20 protein-coding genes, 1 tRNA gene and 1 pseudogene are annotated in these 19,848 nt (G+C 57.9%); 14 read left to right on the top strand and 8 right to left on the bottom strand.

The features are described 5' to 3' along the window. The 7 genes and pseudogenes from ABI213_RS03960 to ABI213_RS03930 all read left to right on the top strand — a co-directional run. Positions 1 to 212: pseudogene (locus ABI213_RS03960) on the top strand (hypothetical protein); the annotation flags it as partial. 26 nt (positions 213 to 238) lie between these two features. Then, entirely contained in the window at positions 239 to 910 is a 672-nt protein-coding gene (locus tag ABI213_RS03955; protein ID WP_348007024.1) for an amino acid ABC transporter permease, read from the top strand. An 8-nt stretch (positions 911 to 918) separates the two neighbouring features. Further along, positions 919 to 1,653 carry an amino acid ABC transporter ATP-binding protein gene (locus ABI213_RS03950; RefSeq protein ID WP_348007023.1) on the top strand — a complete coding sequence of 245 codons (735 nt, stop codon included), beginning with the start codon at positions 919 to 921 and terminating at the stop codon, positions 1,651 to 1,653. Positions 1,654 to 1,660: 7 nt separating this feature from the next. After that, a complete protein-coding gene (locus tag ABI213_RS03945; protein WP_348007022.1) occupies positions 1,661 to 2,893 on the top strand; it encodes a cysteine desulfurase-like protein in 1,233 nt (410 codons plus the stop codon). Continuing rightward, positions 2,890 to 4,302 carry a dihydropyrimidinase gene (hydA, locus tag ABI213_RS03940; protein WP_348007021.1) on the top strand — a complete coding sequence of 471 codons (1,413 nt, stop codon included), beginning with the start codon at positions 2,890 to 2,892 and terminating at the stop codon, positions 4,300 to 4,302. The genes ABI213_RS03945 and hydA overlap by 4 nt, the downstream gene beginning before the upstream one ends. 147 nt (positions 4,303 to 4,449) lie before the next feature. Further along, on the top strand, positions 4,450 to 5,346 hold the full coding sequence (locus ABI213_RS03935; RefSeq protein ID WP_348007020.1) for a MurR/RpiR family transcriptional regulator: 897 nt from the start codon (positions 4,450 to 4,452) through the stop codon (positions 5,344 to 5,346). A 16-nt stretch (positions 5,347 to 5,362) separates the two neighbouring features. Continuing rightward, positions 5,363 to 5,866 carry an ureidoglycolate lyase gene (locus ABI213_RS03930; protein ID WP_348007034.1) on the top strand — a complete coding sequence of 168 codons (504 nt, stop codon included), beginning with the start codon at positions 5,363 to 5,365 and terminating at the stop codon, positions 5,864 to 5,866. On the opposite strand, the gene ABI213_RS03925 is transcribed toward ABI213_RS03930, so the two are convergent. Together ABI213_RS03925 and ABI213_RS03920 are read right to left on the bottom strand one after the other, a co-directional pair. Beyond that, positions 5,856 to 6,752 carry a polysaccharide deacetylase family protein gene (locus ABI213_RS03925; protein ID WP_348007019.1) on the bottom strand — a complete coding sequence of 299 codons (897 nt, stop codon included), beginning with the start codon at positions 6,750 to 6,752 and terminating at the stop codon, positions 5,856 to 5,858. The two genes, ABI213_RS03930 and ABI213_RS03925, sit on opposite strands and share 11 nt — an antisense overlap. Positions 6,753 to 6,786: 34 nt before the next feature. Continuing rightward, entirely contained in the window at positions 6,787 to 8,127 is a 1,341-nt protein-coding gene (locus tag ABI213_RS03920; RefSeq protein ID WP_348007018.1) for an MFS transporter, read from the bottom strand. A gap of 154 nt (positions 8,128 to 8,281) precedes the next feature. Between ABI213_RS03920 and cyoA the strand changes: the two genes are divergently transcribed. The 7 genes from cyoA (at position 8,282) to ABI213_RS03885 (ending at position 15,134) form a co-directional block, all read left to right on the top strand. Then, positions 8,282 to 9,352: a ubiquinol oxidase subunit II gene (gene cyoA, locus ABI213_RS03915; RefSeq protein ID WP_348007017.1), complete on the top strand. Its 1,071-nt coding sequence runs from the start codon at positions 8,282 to 8,284 to the stop codon at positions 9,350 to 9,352. Positions 9,353 to 9,439: 87 nt separating this feature from the next. Further along, a complete protein-coding gene (cyoB, locus tag ABI213_RS03910) occupies positions 9,440 to 11,443 on the top strand; it encodes a cytochrome o ubiquinol oxidase subunit I (RefSeq protein ID WP_348007016.1) in 2,004 nt (667 codons plus the stop codon). Beyond that, on the top strand, positions 11,436 to 12,074 hold the full coding sequence (gene cyoC / locus ABI213_RS03905) for a cytochrome o ubiquinol oxidase subunit III (protein WP_348007015.1): 639 nt from the start codon (positions 11,436 to 11,438) through the stop codon (positions 12,072 to 12,074). Before cyoB ends, cyoC begins: the two co-directional genes overlap by 8 nt. Beyond that, a complete protein-coding gene (gene cyoD / locus ABI213_RS03900) occupies positions 12,074 to 12,463 on the top strand; it encodes a cytochrome o ubiquinol oxidase subunit IV (RefSeq protein WP_348007014.1) in 390 nt (129 codons plus the stop codon). Before cyoC ends, cyoD begins: the two co-directional genes overlap by 1 nt. Then, complete coding sequence (locus ABI213_RS03895) at positions 12,460 to 13,278, top strand: SURF1 family protein (protein ID WP_348007013.1); 819 nt, start codon at positions 12,460 to 12,462, stop codon at positions 13,276 to 13,278. Before cyoD ends, ABI213_RS03895 begins: the two co-directional genes overlap by 4 nt. Further along, positions 13,235 to 14,599, top strand: a complete 1,365-nt coding sequence (locus tag ABI213_RS03890) for an ATP-binding protein (RefSeq protein ID WP_348026152.1) — start codon at positions 13,235 to 13,237, stop codon at positions 14,597 to 14,599. Before ABI213_RS03895 ends, ABI213_RS03890 begins: the two co-directional genes overlap by 44 nt. After that, complete coding sequence (locus ABI213_RS03885; protein WP_348007012.1) at positions 14,589 to 15,134, top strand: response regulator transcription factor; 546 nt, start codon at positions 14,589 to 14,591, stop codon at positions 15,132 to 15,134. The genes ABI213_RS03890 and ABI213_RS03885 overlap by 11 nt, the downstream gene beginning before the upstream one ends. 82 nt (positions 15,135 to 15,216) lie before the next feature. Here the strand turns inward: ABI213_RS03885 and ABI213_RS03880 are convergent. The 6 genes from ABI213_RS03880 to ABI213_RS03855 all read right to left on the bottom strand — a co-directional run bounded on the left by ABI213_RS03880 (position 15,217) and on the right by ABI213_RS03855 (position 19,748). Beyond that, positions 15,217 to 15,292, bottom strand: a tRNA-Lys gene (locus tag ABI213_RS03880). 35 nt (positions 15,293 to 15,327) lie between these two features. Then, positions 15,328 to 16,140 carry a tRNA threonylcarbamoyladenosine dehydratase gene (locus ABI213_RS03875; RefSeq protein ID WP_348007011.1) on the bottom strand — a complete coding sequence of 271 codons (813 nt, stop codon included), beginning with the start codon at positions 16,138 to 16,140 and terminating at the stop codon, positions 15,328 to 15,330. A gap of 81 nt (positions 16,141 to 16,221) precedes the next feature. Further along, entirely contained in the window at positions 16,222 to 16,968 is a 747-nt protein-coding gene (gene ybgF / locus ABI213_RS03870; protein WP_348007010.1) for a tol-pal system protein YbgF, read from the bottom strand. Between the two features lie 53 nt (positions 16,969 to 17,021). Further along, positions 17,022 to 17,564, bottom strand: coding sequence for a peptidoglycan-associated lipoprotein Pal (gene pal, locus ABI213_RS03865; protein WP_348007009.1), 543 nt, complete (start codon positions 17,562 to 17,564; stop codon positions 17,022 to 17,024). A gap of 49 nt (positions 17,565 to 17,613) precedes the next feature. Further along, positions 17,614 to 18,846: a Tol-Pal system beta propeller repeat protein TolB gene (gene tolB, locus ABI213_RS03860; protein WP_348007032.1), complete on the bottom strand. Its 1,233-nt coding sequence runs from the start codon at positions 18,844 to 18,846 to the stop codon at positions 17,614 to 17,616. 116 nt (positions 18,847 to 18,962) lie between these two features. Continuing rightward, positions 18,963 to 19,748: a glycosyltransferase family 2 protein gene (locus ABI213_RS03855; RefSeq protein ID WP_348007008.1), complete on the bottom strand. Its 786-nt coding sequence runs from the start codon at positions 19,746 to 19,748 to the stop codon at positions 18,963 to 18,965. Positions 19,749 to 19,848 lie beyond the last annotated feature (100 nt).

Genomic DNA, 19,848 nt, shown 5'->3' with positions numbered 1-19,848 from the left:
AACCACAGTACCGGATTGCCGCGCGCATTCCGACCAACGAACGCTATTCCTTCATGTTTGCCAAGAACTTCGCCGATGCGGCCAAAGTGAACGAAATCCTGACCACGCTGAAGAAAGAAGGCTTCGTGTCGGCCACCCACAAGAAATGGTTTGGCACCACGCCGCCCGACAGCTCGTCCAGCGTGATGGTGATGGACGTTCCCAAGCTGTAAAACCGTAAAAGTCCCAAGTTCCCAGCATGGATCTGCTCGACACCTTCTTCAACTGGCCGGTTTTCCGGGATGCCCTGCCTTTGCTGCTGCAGGGGCTGTGGACCACGATTCTGCTGGGGGCGGTGAGCATCCTGCTGGGCTTTGTGGGTGGCCTGTTGCTGGCCCTGGTGCGCCTGTATGGCGTGGCCTGGGTCCGCACTATCGCCCGTATCTATATCGACGTATTCCGCTCGATTCCGCTGCTGGTGTTACTGGTGCTGGTGTACTACGCCCTGCCCTTTGTGGGCCTGCGGCTGACATCCTTCGCGGCCGCCACGGCTGCGCTGTCACTGGTGTCGTGCGCCTACACCGCCGAGATTTTCCGAGCGGGTATCGAGGCTATTCCGAAGGGCCAGTTTGAAGCGGCCGATGCCATCGGGTTGGGCTTTTTCAGCTGCATGCGCGATGTAGTTTTGCCGCAAGCCATGCGCATCGTGGTACCGCCGCTGACCAGCAACTGCATCAATGTGCTGAAAGACACGGCGCTGGCCTCGGTGGTGGCCATGCCCGATCTGCTGAAGCAAGCGACCCAGGCGCAGGCCTTGGCCGCCAACCCCACGCCCTTGATCGGCGCGGCGGTGCTGTATTTGCTGCTGTTGCTGCCGCTGGTGCGGCTGGTCGGCTTTTTTGAAGCGCGGCACCGTGCCGCCACACGCTAAAGACTGGTATGACGGCGCTTATCCACATCCGAGACCTGTGCAAGTCCTACGGCACATTCCAAGCCCTGCACCACATCGACCTAGAAGTGAACGCCGGGGAGGTGGTGGTGGTGATCGGCCCATCGGGCTCGGGCAAATCCACGCTGATTCGGTGCATCAACCTGCTGGAGGACTACCAAGGCGGCGAGATTCTGGTGGACGGCGAAAAAGTGGTGCGCGGCAAAGCCCTGGCCAAGGTGCGCGCCGAGGTGGGCATGGTGTTCCAGAGCTTCAACCTGTTTCCCCACCTCACTGCGCTGGCCAATGTGGCGCTGGGCCCGCTGCGGGTGCGCCACATGCCCAAACGCGAAGCCGAAGCCCGCGCCCTGGCGCTGCTGGAGAAAGTCGGCCTGGCGGCGCATGCACACAAGCTGCCGGGCCAGTTGTCGGGCGGCCAGCAGCAGCGGGTGGCCATTGCCCGGGCGCTGGCCATGGAGCCCAAGGTGCTGCTGTTTGACGAGCCCACCTCGGCACTGGACCCGGAAATGGTCGGCGAGGTGCTGGACGTGATGCAAAACCTGGCGCGCACCGGCGTGACCATGGTGATCGTGACCCACGAGATGGGTTTTGCCCGCCGCGTGGCCGACCGGGTGATTTTTATGGAAGCCGGGCGGGTGATCGAGCAAGCCCCGCCCGCCGAATTCTTCAGCGCGCCCCGCGAGGAGCGCACCCAGGCCTTCTTGAACGCCATTCTTCAACATTGATTTCTTTATGCCGTACGCACTCAATCTAGACCACATCCGCGCCGAGTTTCCGGCCTTGAACGACGAATGCGCCTACCTGGACAACGCCGGTGGCTCCCAGGTGCTGCGCCGCGTAGCCGACCGGGTCCGCGACTACCTGCTGACCAGCAGCGTGCAGCTGGGTGCCAGCTACGCGCAATCACAAGATGCGGGGAGCAAGGTATTGGCCGCCCGCAGCGCAGTGGCCGAGCTGGTCAACGCCCCGTTTGACGACGAGGTGGTGATGGGTGGCTCCACCACGTCACTGATGTTCCAGGTGACGCAGGCGATCCAGCTGGGCATCCAGCCGGGCGACGAGATCATCGTCAGCAACACCGACCACGAGGCCAATATCGGCGGCTGGATGCGGCTGCAGGCGGCCGGTGCGGTGGTGAAGGTGTGGGAGGTGAACCGCGACACGCTGGCGCTGGACTTGGTCGACTTGGACCGCCTGCTGTCGCCCCGCACGAAATGGGTGGCGGTGACGCATGCCTCCAACATCCTGGGCACCATCAACCCGGTGGCTGAAATCGCCCGCCGCGTCCACGCCGTGGGTGCACGCCTGTGCGTGGATGCCGTGGCCTACGCGCCGCACCGGCTGGTGGACGTGCAGGCCAGCGGCGCGGATATGGTGGTGTTCAGCTTTTACAAGGTGTTTGGCCCGCACTACGCGGTGCTGTGGGTGCAGCGCGACTTGCTGCTGTCGCTGCCCAGCCTGAACCACTATTTCATCGGCGCAGACGTGCTGCCCTACAAGCTGCAGCCGGGCAATGTGAACTACGAGCTGTCGTACGGCTGCATGGGCATCCATGACTACCTGGTGGCGGTAGGCAGCCAACTGGGCTCCACTGGTACCGTTCGGCAAAAAATGCAGTGCGCCTTCGATGCCTTTGAGCAGCACGAGGATGCGCTGGCCGAGCGCCTGCTGGCCTATTTGCGCAGCAAGAAGTCGGTGCGCGTCATCGGCATGGACAGCGCTGCAGCCGGTGGCCGGGTGCCCACCGTCGGCTTCATGGTGGCCGGGCAGATGTCGGAATCCATCGTGCGCCACACCGACCGGTTCGGCATCGGCATTCGCTTTGGCGACTTTTATGCCAAGCGCCTCATCGAGTCGCTAGGCCTGCACACCCAGGGCGGCGTGGTGCGGGTGTCCATCGCGCACTACAACAGCTTTGCCGAAATTGACAAGCTAGTACAGCATCTGGACGAGGTGATTGCATGAGCAGCACATTGATCCGCAATGGCCGCATCATCACGGCCACCGACGACTACGTGGCCGACGTGCTGATGCGCGACGGCGTCATCGACAGCATTGGCCGGAATCTGCAAGTGGGCGAAGACGTGGCCATCGTCGATGCCACCGGCCTGTACGTGCTGCCTGGCGGCGTGGACACCCACGTGCACCTGGAAAACGTGATTGGCCCCACCATCACCTGCGAGACCTTTGCCAGCGGCACCAAGGCCGCGGCCTTTGGCGGCACCACCACCATCGTCGATTTCGCGCTGCAAACAGCCACCGACTCGCCCCTGGCGGCCATCGCCCGCGCCCAGCGCAGCGCCGAATCGCAGGTGGCGGTGGACTTCAGTTTCCACGTCATCATCACCCGCGTGGACGAACAGGTGCTGCACGACGTGCGCTACGCCATGCGCCACGAGGGCGTGACCAGCTTCAAGATGTTCATGGCCTACCCCGGCGTGATGATGGCCGACGATGCCGCCATCTTCCGCATGCTGCGCCAGGTGGGAGCCGACGGCGGCATGGTGGCCCTGCATGCCGAAAACGGCACCGTCATCGACCTGCTGATCAAGGAAGCGCTGGAGGTCGGCCACACCTCGCCGCGCTACCACGCCCTGACCCGCCCAGCCATCATGGAAGGCGAAGCCACGCACCGCGGGATCCGCTTGGCTGAGCTGGCGAACGCGCCCATCTACTTTGTGCACGTCTCCAGCAACCAGGCGCTGAAGCACATCGTGGCCGCCCGCGCCGAGGGCATTCCGGTGTTTGCCGAAACCTGCCCGCACTACCTGCTGTTTGACGATTCGGTCTACAACACCGACGACGTGGAAATCGCGAAATACGTGATGACGCCGCCGCTGCGCACCCCCGACGACCAAAAGCACCTGTGGCGCGCCCTGCGCTACGACGACCTGCAAGTCATCGCCACCGACCACTGCCCGTTTTGCATGAAAGAAGGCCACCTGGGCTACCGCATGCAGAAAATGCGCGGCAAGGATGACTTCTCGCTCATCCCCAACGGCGCGCCGGGCATCGAGACGCGGCTGGTCAGCCTGTTCGACATCGGCGTCATGCAGGGCAAGCTGTCGCTGAACCGCTTCGTCGAGCTGACTTCTACCACCCCCGCCAAGCTGTTTGGCCTGTTCCCCAAAAAAGGCACGATTGCCGTGGGCAGCGATGCCGACGTGGTGCTGTTCGATCCCGCCGCCAGCCAAACTATCTACGCCAAAGACTTGCACGGCAACTGCGACTACACCTTGCTCGAAGGCCGCACGTTGCGTGGCCAGGTGAAGAAAGTGTTTTTGCGCGGCACGCTGATCGTGGATGGCCCGCAGTGGCTGGGCCGCGAAGGCATGGGCCAGTTTGTGCCACGTGGCGAGGTGCGGGCATTTTAGGGGTTGCTACAGTATTTAACCTCTATTTTGATAGCACCCCGCGCAGGTACTAATTGCGCCAGAGGCCCATTTAATGCTTAGAAAATGGCCTCAATTTACCAGATACCTTGCGATGACTGCAGCCCGCCATGCCCGTATGATTGCTATATGGATAAGAGCAAACCAAGCAATCTAGATGCGCTACGGGAACTGATTGGCCGTGAGGGCGAGCGCCTCACGCCCCGCATGCGCGACGCGGCGCGTTATGCCCTTGACCACCCCAACGACATCGCACTGAACCCGGTGGCCACGGTGGCGGCGGTAGCCAAAATCGCCCCCGCCGCCTTCATCCGCATGGCCAAGGCGCTGGGGTTTGAAGGCTATTCGGACCTGCAGCGGCTGTTTCGCGCACCTTTGCAGCACGCGGTCAAACCCACCTTCCGCGAGCGCATCCGCCACTTTGGCGGCGAGCAAACGTTGGACAACCCAGACGACCCCGCCGAAGTGCTGCGGGCCTTCAGCCAGGCCAACATGGTGTCGCTGGAGCATTTGCAAGACGATGCCAGCAGCCTGCCGCTGCAAGAGGCTATCGCCCTGATCCAAAACGCCCGCATCGTGCACGTGCTGGGCCTGCGCCGCTCGTATGCCGTGGCGGCCTACCTGGCCTACGCGCTGAACCGGGTCGGCCAGCCCGCCGTACAAATCACCGGCCTGGGCGGTGCCATTACCGAGCAGGCCAGCACCGCCAGCCCGCAAGACCTGCTGATCGCCATCAGCTTCCCGCCCTACGCGGCCGATACCCTGCAGGTCTGCGAGCAGGTGCGCCTGCGCGGTGCCAAACGGCTGGCCATTACCGATGCCTTCATGAGCCCGGTGGCCAAGGGTGCCGATCTGGTGCTGGAGGTCAATGATGCCAAGCTGCTCGGGTTTCGCTCTCTGACATCGGCCATGTGCCTGGCCCAAACCTTGGCGATGGGCCTGGCCTTCGCCAAACGCAACAAACGCGCTAAAAGATCGGGTACCCAGCCACCGCTGGCGGCGGATCTGGACGACATCGACTGTTGAGATACCCATGCCCAAGATGCCCACGTTGACGATAGAACCACTAACCGCTGACGCCTTTCGCCCCTTTGGCGAGGTGATCGAGGCCAACGACTCCGCGCGGCACTTTTCCATCAACGACGGCTTTGCCGAGCGTTACCACGACTTGGCCCATATCGACGTGGCCAGCGGCGGCGGGCGGGCCATTGTGAGCATCTTCAGGGCGCTGCCCCGCAGCCTGCCGATGCAATTAGTGCTGCTGGAGCGGCATCCATTGGGCAGCCAGGCCTTCATGCCGCTGTCGGGTCTGCCGTATTTGGTGGTGGTGGCCGAGGCTGGGCCGGTGCCAGACCTGGCGCAGATCCGCTGCTTTCGCGCCGCGCCCGGCCAGGGAGTGAACTACGCCAAGGGCACCTGGCACCACCCCTTGATTGCGCTGCAAGCGCCCAGCGATTTTTTGGTGGTGGACCGTGGCGGCAAGCCAGGGGATGCAAACTGCGACGAACACCCTTTGATGGGTGAGGCGATTTGGATCAAACCTTAGGCAAGGCATCCATCGCGTTGGCAATTGCACCGGGCGTGGTAAACCAAATGTCGCTGCGGTGCTTGGCAATATGCTGCAAAGCCCGGCGCAAGTGCCGCAAGCGGTAGGGCTGGCCGATGATGTAAGGGTGCAACGCAATGCCCATCACCAGGGGCTGGGCCTGGGACTGCATCAGCATTTCGTCGAAATTATCGATGAGCATCTGGGCAAAATCTTTGGCATCCATCTGGCGGCCCATGACCATCGGAATGTCGTTCAGCTCCTGCGGATAGGGAATCGACCAGATCGGGCCGCTGCGTGTCTGCATCACCACCGGCTGGTCGTCATGGCACCAGTTCAGGGTGTAGCGGTAGCCTGTCTCGCGGAGCAAATCGGGGGTGAGCGCGGTTTCGGCAATCCACGGCGACAGCCAGCCTGCGGGTGCGCTGCCGCTGTGCTGCAACATCACATCGCGGCAGGACTGGAGCAAATCCCGCTCCATCGCCTCGTCCATGCCGTTTTGCCGCTCGGAATTGGTGTGGCCGTGGCCAATCAGTTCGTCGCCGCGTGCCACACAGGCCGCGATCACTTCAGGGCAGTGTTCGTACAAGGCGGTGTTGATAAGTGCGCCGGTAGGCAGATTGAGCGCATCGAACAAATCCAGGCAGCGCCACACACCCACACGGTTGCCGTACTCGCGCCACGCATAGTTCAACACATCGGGCTGCGGAGATACGGGCCCGAGGTTGGCACCCAGGCCTTCGCCGAAGGCGAAATGCTCAATATTAAAGCCCAGATACACCGCCAGCCGGGCACCATTCGGCCAACGGTAGTCTGGTCGCTGGTGGATGGCAGAGTAGTCGAAACGGCCATGGCCGGGGACTGCGCTGTAGCGGTCAAGCGGCATGGTTACGGCTCAAGCCTTGCAGACAAGCGCAAGCTTAGTCGCGCAGCTCCAGAGCCCGGTTGACCCGCAGCGCGACCAGGGTACAAATCGCGCCTGAAAACAGGTAAATACTGACATATGCCAACCCAAAATGGGCAGACAAACCCAGTGCCACCAGTGGCGCAAATGCGGCACCAATCAGCCACGCCAAGTCGGATGTCAAAGCGGCACCGGTGTAGCGGTATTGGGGCTCGAAGTTGGAGCTCACCGCACCCGCAGCCTGTCCATACGACAAGCCCAGCAATGCGAACCCGACCAAAATGAACACATCTTGCCGGAAGGGTTCACCGTCGAGCAACATAGGCGCAAACAGACTAAAAATGGCAATCAATACGGCCAAAGTACCGAGCGTGCTGCGCCGACCAATGCGGTCTGCGATCACCCCGGAGGCGATGATGCCCAGCATGGCAATCGCTGCGCCGATCATCTGGATGATCAACACGTCGTTCACAGGCTGCGTGGCGTACAAAGTGATCCACGACAACGGGAAAACTGTCACTAAGTGAAAAAGTGCGTAGCTGGCCAGCGCAGCAAAAGCGCCGATCAGCAAATTGCTCCCCTGCGCCTGCACCAGTTCACCCACAGGACTGGGTTCCAGCTTGTTTTCATTTAGCAGGTGGTCATATTCATCGGTTACCACCAAGCGCAGGCGCGCAAACAGCGCCACCACGTTGATCGCAAATGCCACATAAAACGGATAGCGCCAGCCCCAATCCATAAAGTCCACGGGCCATAAGCTGGAATGCAAAAACAGGAACAGACCGCTGGCCACAATGAACCCGATGGGGGCACCCAGTTGTGGAATCATCGCGTACCAGCCACGGCGGCTCTTCGGAGCATTCAGCGCCAGCAAAGACGGCAAACCATCCCATGACCCACCCAGCGCAATCCCTTGCAAGAAACGCAGCACGGATAAAAACACGATGGACGTGAACCCTAGGCTGGCGTAACCCGGCAAGAAAGCAATCCCCACGGTGGAAATACCCAGCAGAAACAGTGACCCTGTCAACTTGGCCCCACGTCCCCAACGGCGCTGTATCGCCATGAAGGCGACGGTCCCGATGGGCCGGGCGATAAAGGCAAATGAGAAAATCAGGAACGACAACAAGGTCCCGTCCAGACGACTCTCGAACGGAAAAAAGATCTCCGGAAACACCAGCACCGAGGCGATCCCATAGACGAAATAGTCAAAATACTCGGACGCACGACCGATGATGACACCGATGGCGATTTCACCTGGCGCGATCTTGGAATGGTCTGCAACGGAGGCCCTCGCATCACGCTCAAAACTGGGCGTTGCAACAGCGGCATGTTCATGATTAATGCTGGACATCATGCTTACTCGTTATTCGGAGGTTGTAATATACAGACGCTGAGGGACAAGACAGCTAAGAGAATGATGCCATAGGACAAAACGTCCCACCCCCGTTGCCCACGAATAAACGTAAATTTCATACACTATGCGTTCACGTCATCTTATATTGTCCGGCATGCCCTCCCTCAAAAATCTACGCGGATTGATCTTGTTTCCGGCCACCGTTTTACTGGCTGGATGCAACGCTGTGTTGTTGAATCCGTCCGGCGATGTAGCCCTGCAGCAACGCGATCTCATCATCGTGTCCACCGTGCTCATGCTGTTGATCATCGTGCCGGTGATTGCTTTGACCTTGTGGTTCGCCTGGCACTATCGCAAGTCCAACACTACCGCCACTTACGACCCTGAATGGCACCATTCGACCCAGCTGGAGCTGGTGATCTGGGCCGCTCCGCTTTTGATCATCATCGCGCTGGGTGCCATCACCTGGATCAGCACCCACACCCTTGATCCTTACCGTCCGTTGCAGCGCATTGATGCCGAACGTGACGTGATTCCAGGCACGGCTCCGTTGGTGGTGGAAGTGGTTGCACTTGATTGGAAATGGCTGTTTATTTATCCTGAACTAGGTATCGCCACAGTCAATGAACTGGTGGCTCCTATAGACCGACCCATTGCCTTCAAGATCACCGCTTCGTCGGTCATGAATTCGTTTTTCATTCCGACGCTGGCAGGGCAGATCTATGCCATGCCCGGCATGGAAACCAAGCTGCACGCTGTGATAAACAAACCGGGCGAATTTGAAGGCTTCTCAGCCAACTATAGTGGTGCGGGTTTCTCTGGCATGCGCTTCAAGTTTCACGGCGTGAGTACTGAAAAATTTGATGCCTGGGCCAAGGCGACCAAGTCGGGTGGCGGTGAACTGAGCCGAGATAGCTACATCCAATTGTCCCAACCCAGTGAACGCGACCCGGTGCGCCGTTACGCCACGGTAGCCCCTGATTTATACGATGCCATTTTGAACCGCTGTGTAGAGCAAAACCGTATGTGTATGAAAGACATGATGGCCATCGATTCCAGTGGTGGTCAAGGCAAAATTGGCGCTTACAACATCGCTTCGCTGGACGCTGCAACGCGTAAGCGCCTGGGCATCGACAACGCGCCTCTGCGCAACTATGTAGGTGCCATGTGCACTGTGGCCAACCCTACAGGGGCAGCTCTTGCCTCTGCTGTTCAGCCTATTTAAGTTTCTGGTCAATTACCCCCTTTACTCCGCGCCGCTCACTACGGCATTTCGGCCTGCGCCGCACTATTTTTGGCATCCGGAATAACGATGTTCGACAACCTCGATCTTACGAAGCTCATTTTTGGCCGTCTCACCTGGGACGCGATTCCATTCCACGAACCGATTCTGCTGTTTACCTTTATCGCAGTCGCGATTGGAGGTGCTGCGGTACTCGGGGCGCTGACTTACTTCAAACTATGGGGCTACCTGTGGAGCGAATGGTTTACCAGTATCGACCACAAGAAAATCGGCATCATGTACATGATCCTGGGCTTGGTGATGCTGCTACGCGGCTTTGCCGATGCGGTGATGATGCGTGCCCAGCAGGCCTTGTCATTTGGTGACTCCACCGGGTTTCTGCCCCCACACCATTACGACCAAGTCTTTACGGCGCATGGCGTGATCATGATTTTCTTTGTGGCCATGCCCTTTGTGACTGGACTCATGAACTTTGTGCTGCCATTGCAAATTGGCGCGCGTGACGTGGCGTTTCCATTCCTGAACAATTTCAGCTTCTGGATGACCACAGGTGGTGCCATGCTCACAATGGCATCCTTGTTTGTCGGCGAATTTGCCCGCACCGGCTGGCTGGCCTACCCCCCCCTGTCCGGCATCCTCTACAGCCCCGACCCTGGGGTGGATTACTACATTTGGTCTTTGCAAATTGCAGGGGTTGGCACTTTGCTGTCCGGCATTAATCTGCTGGCCACTATTATCAAAATGCGTGCCCCTGGCATGGGCTTGATGAAGATGCCGATCTTTGTATGGACCGCCTTGTGCACCAATGTACTGATCGTTATGGCCTTCCCCGTATTGACTGCGGTGCTGGGGCTGCTGTCAATGGACCGGTATGTCGGCACCAACTTCTTCACCAATGATTTCGGCGGCAACGCCATGATGTATGTGAATTTGATCTGGATCTGGGGTCACCCCGAAGTCTACATTTTGATTCTGCCCATCTTTGGCGTTTTCTCTGAAGTAGTTGCCACGTTTTGCAGTAAGCGCCTGTTCGGCTATGCATCCATGGTGTATGCGACCATCGTGATCACCATCTTGTCTTACCTGGTGTGGTTGCATCACTTCTTCACCATGGGTTCGGGGGCCAGCGTCAACTCGTTCTTTGGTATCACGACCATGATTATCTCGATCCCGACCGGGGCGAAGATTTTCAACTGGCTTTTCACCATGTATCGGGGACGTATCCGCTTTGAAGTACCCATGCTGTGGACGATGGGCTTCATGGTGACATTCACCATTGGCGGCATGACTGGTGTGCTATTGGCTGTGCCGCCTGCAGATTTTGTGCTGCACAACAGCCTGTTCCTGATTGCACACTTTCACAATGTAATTATTGGTGGCGTGGTGTTCGGTTCGTTTGCTGGCATTACCTACTGGTTCCCCAAAGCCTTCGGCTACAAGCTGGATTCATTTTGGGGCAAGTGCTCTTTCTGGTTCTGGTGCATCGGTTTCTACTTCGCCTTCATGCCACTCTATGTTTTGGGGCTAATGGGTGTGACCCGCCGGATGAGCCATTTTGAAGACCCCTCACTGCAGATTTGGTTTGTGATTGCAGCATTTGGTGCCTTCCTAATTGCTCTTGGCATAGCCTGCTTCTTGATAACACTTGTAGTGAGCTACATCCGGCGCGAATCCTTACGCGACAACACGGGCGACCCGTGGGATGGGCGTACTTTGGAATGGTCTACCTCGTCGCCGCCACCGGCTTACAACTTCGCTTTTACGCCACGGGTACACGACCATGATGCTTGGTGGGATATGAAAAAGAACGGCTACGTGCGACCACTCGCTGGCTTCATTCCCATCCATATGCCAAAGAACACGGCAGCAGGTGTGGTTATCGCGGGACTCAGCACGTTGATGGGCTTTACGTTGATTTGGCACATGTGGCTGCTAGCTGGTATTTCTTTTATTGCCGTTTTGGTTGCCTGCATAGTCCATACTTTCAATTACAAACGCGATTACCACATTCCCGCCAACGAAGTCGTACGCATCGAAGCGGCGCGCACCCAACTGCTTGTCAGCCATGTCTGAAATGACCGCCAACTCCTCCCACGGCACAGCCAACGTGCCGAGCACTATGCAGTTCTACGAAACCACTGAGCAGCATCCTGAAAACGGCACTCTGCTTGGTTTCTGGATGTATTTGATGAGTGACTGCCTCATCTTTGCCTGCTTGTTTGCCGTGTATGCCGTTGTAGGCCGCAGCTATGCAGCAGGGCCATCCGGTGCCGACCTATTCGACCTGCCGCTGGTGGCCTTGAACACCTCGATGCTGTTGCTGTCGTCCATTACTTACGGTTTTGCGATGCTTGAGATGCAAAGAAACCGCCTCAAGCCCACCATGGCTTGGTTGCTTGTGACGGGTCTTTTGGGTGCCGTGTTTATTGGCTTGGAACTCTATGAGTTCACACACCTTATCCATGAGGGTGCAGGCCCACAGCGCAGCGCATTCTTGTCGGCCTTTTTTACCTTGGTGGGCACGCACGGCTTGCACGTCACCTTCGGTATCGTGTGGCTTGTCACGCTGCTGTTCCAACTCGGCAAACACGGCTTGATTCCCGAGAACCGTCGTCGCCTGATGTGTCTGTCGATGTTCTGGCACTTCTTGGATGTGGTCTGGATCGGCGTGTTTACCTTTGTCTATTTGATGGGAGTGCTGTAGTGAGTGCACATAATGAAAACGACCACGGCGGGCATAGCGACGGTCACGGCGATTCTGGCAGCCACAGCACCCTGAAAGGTTATGCCACGGGCTTCGTGCTGGCTGTGATTTTGACGGTCATTCCCTTCTGGCTGGTGATGGGAAAAGTCTTTGATAAACCCCACATTACGGCCATTGTCATATTGGCCATTGCCGGTGTGCAAATAGTTGTGCACATGATCTACTTTCTGCATATGACCAGCAAACTCGAAGGTGGCTGGTCGCTGTTGGCACTGATCTTCACGCTGATGCTGTTGGTGATCATGTTGACCGGCTCTATTTGGGTGATGTACCACCTGAATGCCAACATGATGCCCGTGTCGGCACATGACATGAAGAACATGCCTTGACCTTATTAGGACACAAGCCAGTTACAGCAAATAAGGGCCCACAGCATGTGGGCCTTTTACTTGCTTTTGCGGCATTGGTTTTTGCCATTTTTGCAGCGCTGGGTACTTGGCAAATAGCGCGACTGTCCTGGAAACTGGACCTAATTGCCCGTATCGACCAGCGTGTGCGTGCCAAAGAAGTCGCGGCTCCTTCGCCCGACCGATGGGCCAAGCTCAATGCATCTGCCGATGAGTACCGCCGCATCCGCGTTACCGGAATATTTATGGCAGGGCAAGACACCTTGGTGCAGGCAGTTACAGAGCGCGGCAGTGGCTTTTGGGTGCTCACGCCTCTGCGGTTAGCCGATGGCACGGTAGTCATGGTCAATCGCGGCTTCATACCACCCGAGGCCATCCACACCATCGCACCCGCAGTGCTGGACACCCACAACCTATCTACCGTGACGGGTTTATTGCGCATGACCCAGCCGAATGGCGCTTTTTTACGTCAAAACGATCCGCTAAACGGCCGCTGGTATTCGCGCGATGTCCAGGCCATTGCAAAAGCCAGCGGTTTAACCCAGGTGGCACCTTACTTTGTGGATGCAGATGCATCCTCTACACCGTCCACTGAACGCACTGCGAACAGTGCCCCTGTGGTACCGGTGGGGGGATTAACGGTTATCGTTTTCCACAACAACCATCTGGTGTACGCCCTCACTTGGTACGCGCTTGCGGCCATGGTTGCTGGTGCGGTATGGTATTTTTCCAGCGCAAAGCGGCGGCTACGCCATGGCGAAACGGGCGAAGGGCTTGATCGTGTTGCAGACAATTAACGGACAAAGCCAATCGCCGCCCCCGACCACTGGCATAGGCTTGGACGATGCCACTGGTCGCAAGAATATGTACCAGCTGGCCCAATTGCGGTGGATAGCGGTTGTCGGGCAGATTGCCACGATTTTGATAGTCCACTTTGGCTTTGGAATCCATCTGCCTCTGGGCACCATGTTTCTATTGTTAGGTTGCCTGACGGCGTTCAATGCAGTAAGTTTGCTTCGCACAAAAATATTCCACGAGGTCAGCAATGGGGAACTGTTTTTCGCACTGCTGGTGGACGTTGGCATACTGACGGCCCAGCTATACCTTAGCGGCGGCGCGACCAACCCATTTACTTTTTTGTATTTACTACAAGTCACATTGGGTGCCATGCTGCTACAGGCATGGTCTACATGGACTATGGTGGCCATCGCGGCAAGTTGCTTTGGTGGGCTGGCGTTTTTCGGCAAACCACTGGCGTTGCCACTCGACCATGACCGAGGTCTGTACAGCCCCTATATCCAGGGCATGTTGATTTGTTTTGTACTCAACGCCGCCTTGTTGGTCATTTTCATCACGCGTATTGGCCGCAACCTGCGGGCCCGGGATAGCCATTTAGCAGACCTGCGCCAGCGCGCCGCGGAAGAAGAGCATATTGTGCGCATAGGGCTACTGGCTTCAGGTGCCGCGCACGAGCTAGGCACGCCATTGGCCACCCTTGCAGTCATCCTAGGAGACTGGAGACACATGGAGCCGTTCACGAAAGATCCAGAGCTACTTCTGGAAATTAATGAAATGCAAAACCAGCTACTGCGCTGCAAAGCCATTGTGAGTAACACACTGTTGTCGGCAGGTGAGGCAAGGGGCGAGTTCTCGGTCAAAACCACAATCTGCAAGTTTTTGAACGACTTGGTCGAAGAATGGCGTGCCACCCGTCCCGTCTATGCTTTTTCTTACACCAATGAGTTTAGCCAGGACTTGCTGATGGTTTCCGATCTCGCTCTCAAACAAATGGTTTACAACGTTCTGGACAATGCGCTGGATGCATCGCCCCGCTGGATACAACTGAAAGCAAGCTGCGACGCAGAAACGCTAACGCTGGCAGTGGCCGACGAAGGCCCGGGATTTGCTCCCGCTATGCTGGCGCATCTCGGCAAACCATTTCAATCGAGCAAAGGCCGCGCGGGAGGCGGACTTGGGTTGTTTCTCGTTCTCAACGTAGCACGTACGCTGGGAGGCAATGTCACGGCATGCAACCGGCCGGAAGGCGGAGCCCTTGTAACCATTTCCCTGCCCTTGGCCGCTATCATCATCGAAGAGACCACGGTTTATGTCGGTTGAGTCCACTGAACGCCTACTGCTCATTGTTGAAGACGATGCCGCCTTTGCCCGCACACTCGGCCGTTCATTCGAAAGACGAGGCTACGCGGTGATGCTGGCCGCCAGCCTGGAAGCCGTTGCTACTTTGCTGCAAAAGCGAACACCCGGATTTGCGGTGGTCGACCTCAAACTGAATGGGGACGCCTCCGGACTGGCTTGCGTGCAAACATTGCACCGGCACGATCCAGCCATGCTGATCGTTGTACTAACGGGTTTCGCAAGCATCGCCACCGCCGTAGAGTCGATCAAGCTGGGTGCCTGCCACTACCTGGCAAAACCCTCCAACACAGACGACATAGAGGCCGCTTTTGGCCGTGCAACCGGCAATGTAGAAGTGCAGCTCACCAACCGGTCTACATCCATCAAAACACTGGAGTGGGAACGCATCCATGAAATACTGGCGGAAACAGGTTTCAACATTTCAGAAACGGCGCGGCGCCTGGGCATGCATCGCCGCACATTGGCACGCAAGCTAGAAAAGCAACAAGTGAAGTAGTAAACCAACTACCCACCCAGTGACGTACAAGGCACAAATAGAAAAGCCCGCTATTTATTCAATAGCGGGCTCTCTAGGATACTGGTGGGACGTGCGGGGGTCGAACCCACGACAAACGGATTAAAAGTCCGCTGCTCTACCAACTGAGCTAACGTCCCGGCTTGGTGTTTTCACACTGTAGCGCAGCCTTAGATTATAGCGTGGTTTTGGCACCCTTTTCAATACGAGATGCCAATTGGTCCAAAATCCAACCTGCAGCGCATTGGCCGAAGGTTGCCGTCACGCTAACGACCGAACCATAGCCGTGGCAATTCAAGCTGCCATCACCTTCAATTGCGCAGGATGCGTCGGGCGGCATCACGGCTTCGCGGCTGAAGACGCAGGCCACGCCGATCTTCTTGCCTTCTCGGGGGGCCGCGTGTTCTTTACGCAAGCGGTAACGCAGCTGGGCCAGCAAAGGGTCGTGGGTAGTGAGTGACAGATCGTCGATATCAACCTTGTGCGCGTGGCGTTTTCCTCCGGCGGCACCCACAGAAATAAAGCAGGTACGTGTCTGGCGGGCCCACGCGGCCATGGCGGTTTTGGCTTTCACCTGGTCGCAGGCATCGACCACCGCATCCACATCCAACGGCAGCAGTTGGGGCCAATTGCCTGGCTCCACAAAGTCTTCGATGCAATGCACTTTGCAAACAGGGTTGATTTGGGCAATACGGTCGCACATCGCCAGCACCTTGGCTTGGCCAACGGTGGACTCCAGCGCATGGATTTGGCGATTGATATTGGATTCGGACACATGGTCGAGGTCGATCAGCGTCAGCCGCCCTACCCCGCTGCGCGCCAAAGCCTCCACCGTCCAGGAGCCCACGCCGCCGATGCCGACCACCACCACATGGGCGTTACGAATGCGTGCTGCACCCGCGACACCGTACAGGCGCTCCAATCCACCGAAGCGTCGCGCAGCATCGACAGCTTGAGAGGCATCTTCGGTGGTAGATAAATTATGCAAAAAATAACCCTCCAGCGCTTGTTCCACCTGCGCAAGGAGCTACCAAATTAGTAGCAAATTAAGTGGCATCAAAAAAGATGCTTATTTAAGCTTGGCCAGCCGATCTTTGGCTGCGGACGCGGCCTCGGACTGGGGATAAGCCTTAACCAGATCTTCCAACGTTTTACGCGCTGAGCGGCTGTCTTTCAGCTCCATCTGGCAATTGGCAATCGACAGCGCGGCCTCGGGGGCACGGGCGTGGTCGGGGGCGGCCGCCAGCATGGCACGAAAATTAGCTACCGCGCTTTTGTAGTCCTTATTGGCGTACTGGGCATTGCCCAACCAGAACAAGGCCGATGGGTTGTAGCCGCTTTGGGGGTAACGTTTGACGAAACCCATGAAGGCGGTCTGCGCAGCCGCAAAGTCGCCGGTGCGAAACACGGCCAGCGCGGCATCGAAATCGCGGACTTCGGCGGGGTCTGCGGTGAACTCGCGGCCATCGACGGTCACTTTGGCAGGCTCAAATTTGCGCAAACGCTCGTCCACCCCTTGCGCCTGGTCTTTCAGACGACGCTGAACGTCGGCCAGGTCACGGGCTAATTGCTCGTCCTGCCCACGCTGCTTGGCCAGGTCGGTGCGCAAGTTGTCAATTTGGCTTTGCAGGTCCAGCAAACTGCGGCGCAACTGGCCGTTGTCGTCGGAAGAACGGCGCAGATCTTCGGCCAATTTCTGGTTGGCAGATTCAGCCGCCTGGCGGCTGCTATCGACCCGCTGGCGCAAGTCCAGAATGGCTTTTCGGGCCTCGTCGTCGTCAAACACCCCGGCCTGGGCAGTGGATGCTAACAGCATCCAGCAGCCTAACGCCAGAGCGACAGGACGCAGGCTAGGCAGGGTGTATCGACTCATCGGTAGCTGACTTCGGCGCGGCGGTTTTTCGCCATGGCGGCTTCATCACTGCCCTGTACAGCAGGCTTTTCTTTACCGAAACTCACCGCTTCCAGCTGCGCATCGGCCACACCCAGCAATCCCAATGCCCGGCGCACGGACTCGGCGCGCTTTTGGCCTAGGGCCAGGTTGTATTCACGGCCACCGCGGTCATCGGTATGGCCTTCGACCACCGCGTGGCGGGTTTTGTCGGCCTTGAGGTAACGGGCGTTGGCATCGATGACGGTCTGGTCATCAGGCTTGACGGCGTAGCTGTCGTAGTCGAAATACACGATGCGACCGCTGCTCGGGCCGGTAGCGACCGAATTGGAAGCCGATAAGTCCACCGGAGTCACAGCGCTCTTGGTCGCGCCTGCCGTGTTGCCCTCGGTAGCCATGCTGTCAGGCTGGGTCACACCAACGCCGCTTTTGTCAACAACCGGTACATCGTCCAGCTTCACGCCAGAAGCGCAACCCGCCAAAACGGCGGTCAGGGAAAGTGCCCAAATCAAATTTTTCATTTTTATCTCCTTGTGGAATGGTAATTACGCTATTTGCAATGGTTAAAAGTCAGGGTTTTAAAAATGGACCCCAGTCCGGTTCGCGGATATCACCCACCTGGCCCGCCAAACGGGCCTTGATTTTTCCGTCCAACGTACTGGTCATCAGAGCTTCGCGGCCTTGCTGCTGCGTGGCATAGACGATCAAACGGCTGTTCGGAGCAAAGCTGGGACTTTCGTCGGCGGTGGTGTCGGTAATACTGGTCACAGTCGAGCTGCTGAGCTCCATCACCTGCAGCTTGAAGGCACCGCCGATTCGCGACACATAGGCCAGCCAACGGCCATCCGGGCTGATGCTGGGCGAGATGTTGTAGTTACCAGAAAAGGTCACACGTTCCGGGTTACCGCCGCTACTAGGCATACGGTAGATCTGCGGTGCGCCACCCCGGTCGCTGACGAAATAGATGCTTTTACCGTCGGCCGAATACTTCGGCTCGGTGTCGATACCACTGGATTGTGTAAGCCGCCTAGGCTCGCCACCATTGGCATCTATGCTATAGATTTGAGATCCACCATCCCGACTCAAGGTGACAGCCAAAGAGCGCCCATCGGGTGCCCAGGCGGGTGCGCTGTTGGAACCTTTGAAATTGGCCACCAGACGCCTCTTACCGGTCGCCACGTCATGCACGTAAATAACCGGCTTACGGGCTTCAAATGATACGTACGCCAGTTGCATGCCATTGGGCGACCAGGCAGGTGAAATAATGGATTCAGGGCTGGCCAGCGCGGTCTGGCTGTTTTCGCCATCGGCATCGGCCACCCACAGCGTGTGGCGGCTGCCCGCTTTGGTCACATAGGCAATACGGGTCGAAAAAACACCCCGGTCGCCGGTCAACTTTTCGTAAATGAAGTCGGCAATACGGTGTGCCGATAAACGCAAATCGCCCTGCGGAACGGTGTAGCTCTGGCCGCCAAGGTCTTGCCCACGCACCACGTCCCACAGGCGAAAGCGCACGTCAAAGCGGCCATCGGCTAAACGCGTAACGCTGCCTGTTACCAGCGAATCTGCAGTCTTTTGCCGCCACAGAGCCACATCAGGTCGGGATGTCTCATCCAAAGCAACGCCGCTGGCATCGACGGCCCGAAACTGCCCGCTGCGCTCCAGATCGGCCTGCACTATGGCGGCAATTTTTTGCGGCGACTGGCCATCACCCCGAAAGCTGGCAACCGCAATCGGCAGTTGGGTCAGACCAATACCGGAAACTTCCACACGAAACTGGGCAAAGGCCGACCCGGTGCCCATCAGGGCCAGTCCGGCGAGGCACGATCGGCGGTTTAGTGGGAAAGCTAGGGTCATAGATAATTTTTAAATAGTGTTGCCGGGTGGGTGGGTTCGCTTTGAGCGAGATAAGTTCCAGCTTACCGTTTCAAAACATTCTTCCAGTCTTGTTCCCACTGGGCTTGGTGGGCCAACTCTACCGCCTTGGCGTAGCGGTAAAAGGTGACTTCGAAGTACGACAAGGCAATCACCAAGCCCGGCCAGCCGTCCAGAAAGCCCCGCTTGAACAGGTAATGTTTCCAGAATGCCCAGATAGCATGCGTCAACGCCTTGCCGTAGCTAGAACCCGACTGCCGCCGTTTGGTGGCCCCCAGAGTTGAGTAGCGGTTCATCTTGGCCACTACTTCGGCCAAGTCTTTGAACGGATACTGCCAGATGGCCGCTTGCATGTAACCCACCTTGGCACCTGCCGTGAGTTCAAAATTTTCATGTACAGGACTGGTGTCATAACCCATCTGTGACTTACGGAACAGCTGGGGCTGGCGGTAATTGGGATACCAGCCAGAGTAGCGGATTTCGCGCCCTAGAAAAAAGTTGCGCCGCGGCACAAAGTACACGCCATGCTCGGCCTTGTCGACCAACGCACGTATTTCTGCGGCAGCTTCCGGGGTGCAACGCTCATCTGAATCTAGGCTGAAAACCCACTCGTGCGTGCAAGCCGCAACGGCATCGTTTCGCAGTCGGCCAAAGCCCTGGAATGGAATCTGAACCACCCGCGCACCTAAGGATTCGGCGATACGGACGGTGTCATCGGTACTGTGCGAATCGGCCACCACGACCTCATCGGCCCAAGCCACACTGCGGATGGCATCGGCCACCTTCTCTGCCTCGTTATAGGCAATGATGTAGACGGAAATGGGGCTCACTTGTGACACGGCACTCTGACAGTTGGAATCCGATCAAGCATAGCAGACGGCCTACCTCGATAGGCCTGATGCCCGTCAGCCCTCTGGTAGGCAGAAAGGC

Source organism: Rhodoferax sp. (assembly GCF_039922535.1).
Classification (GTDB): domain Bacteria; phylum Pseudomonadota; class Gammaproteobacteria; order Burkholderiales; family Burkholderiaceae_C; genus Rhodoferax_B.
Note: the sequence above shows the minus strand (reverse complement) of the source record. Positions and strands in the feature narration are given on the sequence as shown.

Excerpts from the sequence above, each read along its gene's own strand:
- ABI213_RS03955 (WP_348007024.1), top strand. The coding sequence starts at position 239 with ATGGATCTGCTCGACACCTTCTTCAACTGGCCGGTTTTCCGGGATGCC.
- ABI213_RS03950 (WP_348007023.1), top strand. The coding sequence starts at position 919 with ATGACGGCGCTTATCCACATCCGAGACCTGTGCAAGTCCTACGGCACA.
- ABI213_RS03945 (WP_348007022.1), top strand. The coding sequence starts at position 1,661 with ATGCCGTACGCACTCAATCTAGACCACATCCGCGCCGAGTTTCCGGCC.
- hydA (WP_348007021.1), top strand. The coding sequence starts at position 2,890 with ATGAGCAGCACATTGATCCGCAATGGCCGCATCATCACGGCCACCGAC.
- ABI213_RS03935 (WP_348007020.1), top strand. The coding sequence starts at position 4,450 with ATGGATAAGAGCAAACCAAGCAATCTAGATGCGCTACGGGAACTGATT.
- ABI213_RS03930 (WP_348007034.1), top strand. The coding sequence starts at position 5,363 with ATGCCCACGTTGACGATAGAACCACTAACCGCTGACGCCTTTCGCCCC.
- ABI213_RS03925 (WP_348007019.1), bottom strand. The coding sequence starts at position 6,752 with ATGCCGCTTGACCGCTACAGCGCAGTCCCCGGCCATGGCCGTTTCGAC.
- ABI213_RS03920 (WP_348007018.1), bottom strand. The coding sequence starts at position 8,127 with ATGATGTCCAGCATTAATCATGAACATGCCGCTGTTGCAACGCCCAGT.
- cyoA (WP_348007017.1), top strand. The coding sequence starts at position 8,282 with ATGCCCTCCCTCAAAAATCTACGCGGATTGATCTTGTTTCCGGCCACC.
- cyoB (WP_348007016.1), top strand. The coding sequence starts at position 9,440 with ATGTTCGACAACCTCGATCTTACGAAGCTCATTTTTGGCCGTCTCACC.
- cyoC (WP_348007015.1), top strand. The coding sequence starts at position 11,436 with ATGTCTGAAATGACCGCCAACTCCTCCCACGGCACAGCCAACGTGCCG.
- ABI213_RS03890 (WP_348026152.1), top strand. The coding sequence starts at position 13,235 with ATGGCGAAACGGGCGAAGGGCTTGATCGTGTTGCAGACAATTAACGGA.
- ABI213_RS03885 (WP_348007012.1), top strand. The coding sequence starts at position 14,589 with ATGTCGGTTGAGTCCACTGAACGCCTACTGCTCATTGTTGAAGACGAT.
- ybgF (WP_348007010.1), bottom strand. The coding sequence starts at position 16,968 with ATGCTGTTAGCATCCACTGCCCAGGCCGGGGTGTTTGACGACGACGAG.
- pal (WP_348007009.1), bottom strand. The coding sequence starts at position 17,564 with ATGAAAAATTTGATTTGGGCACTTTCCCTGACCGCCGTTTTGGCGGGT.
- tolB (WP_348007032.1), bottom strand. The coding sequence starts at position 18,846 with ATGGGCACCGGGTCGGCCTTTGCCCAGTTTCGTGTGGAAGTTTCCGGT.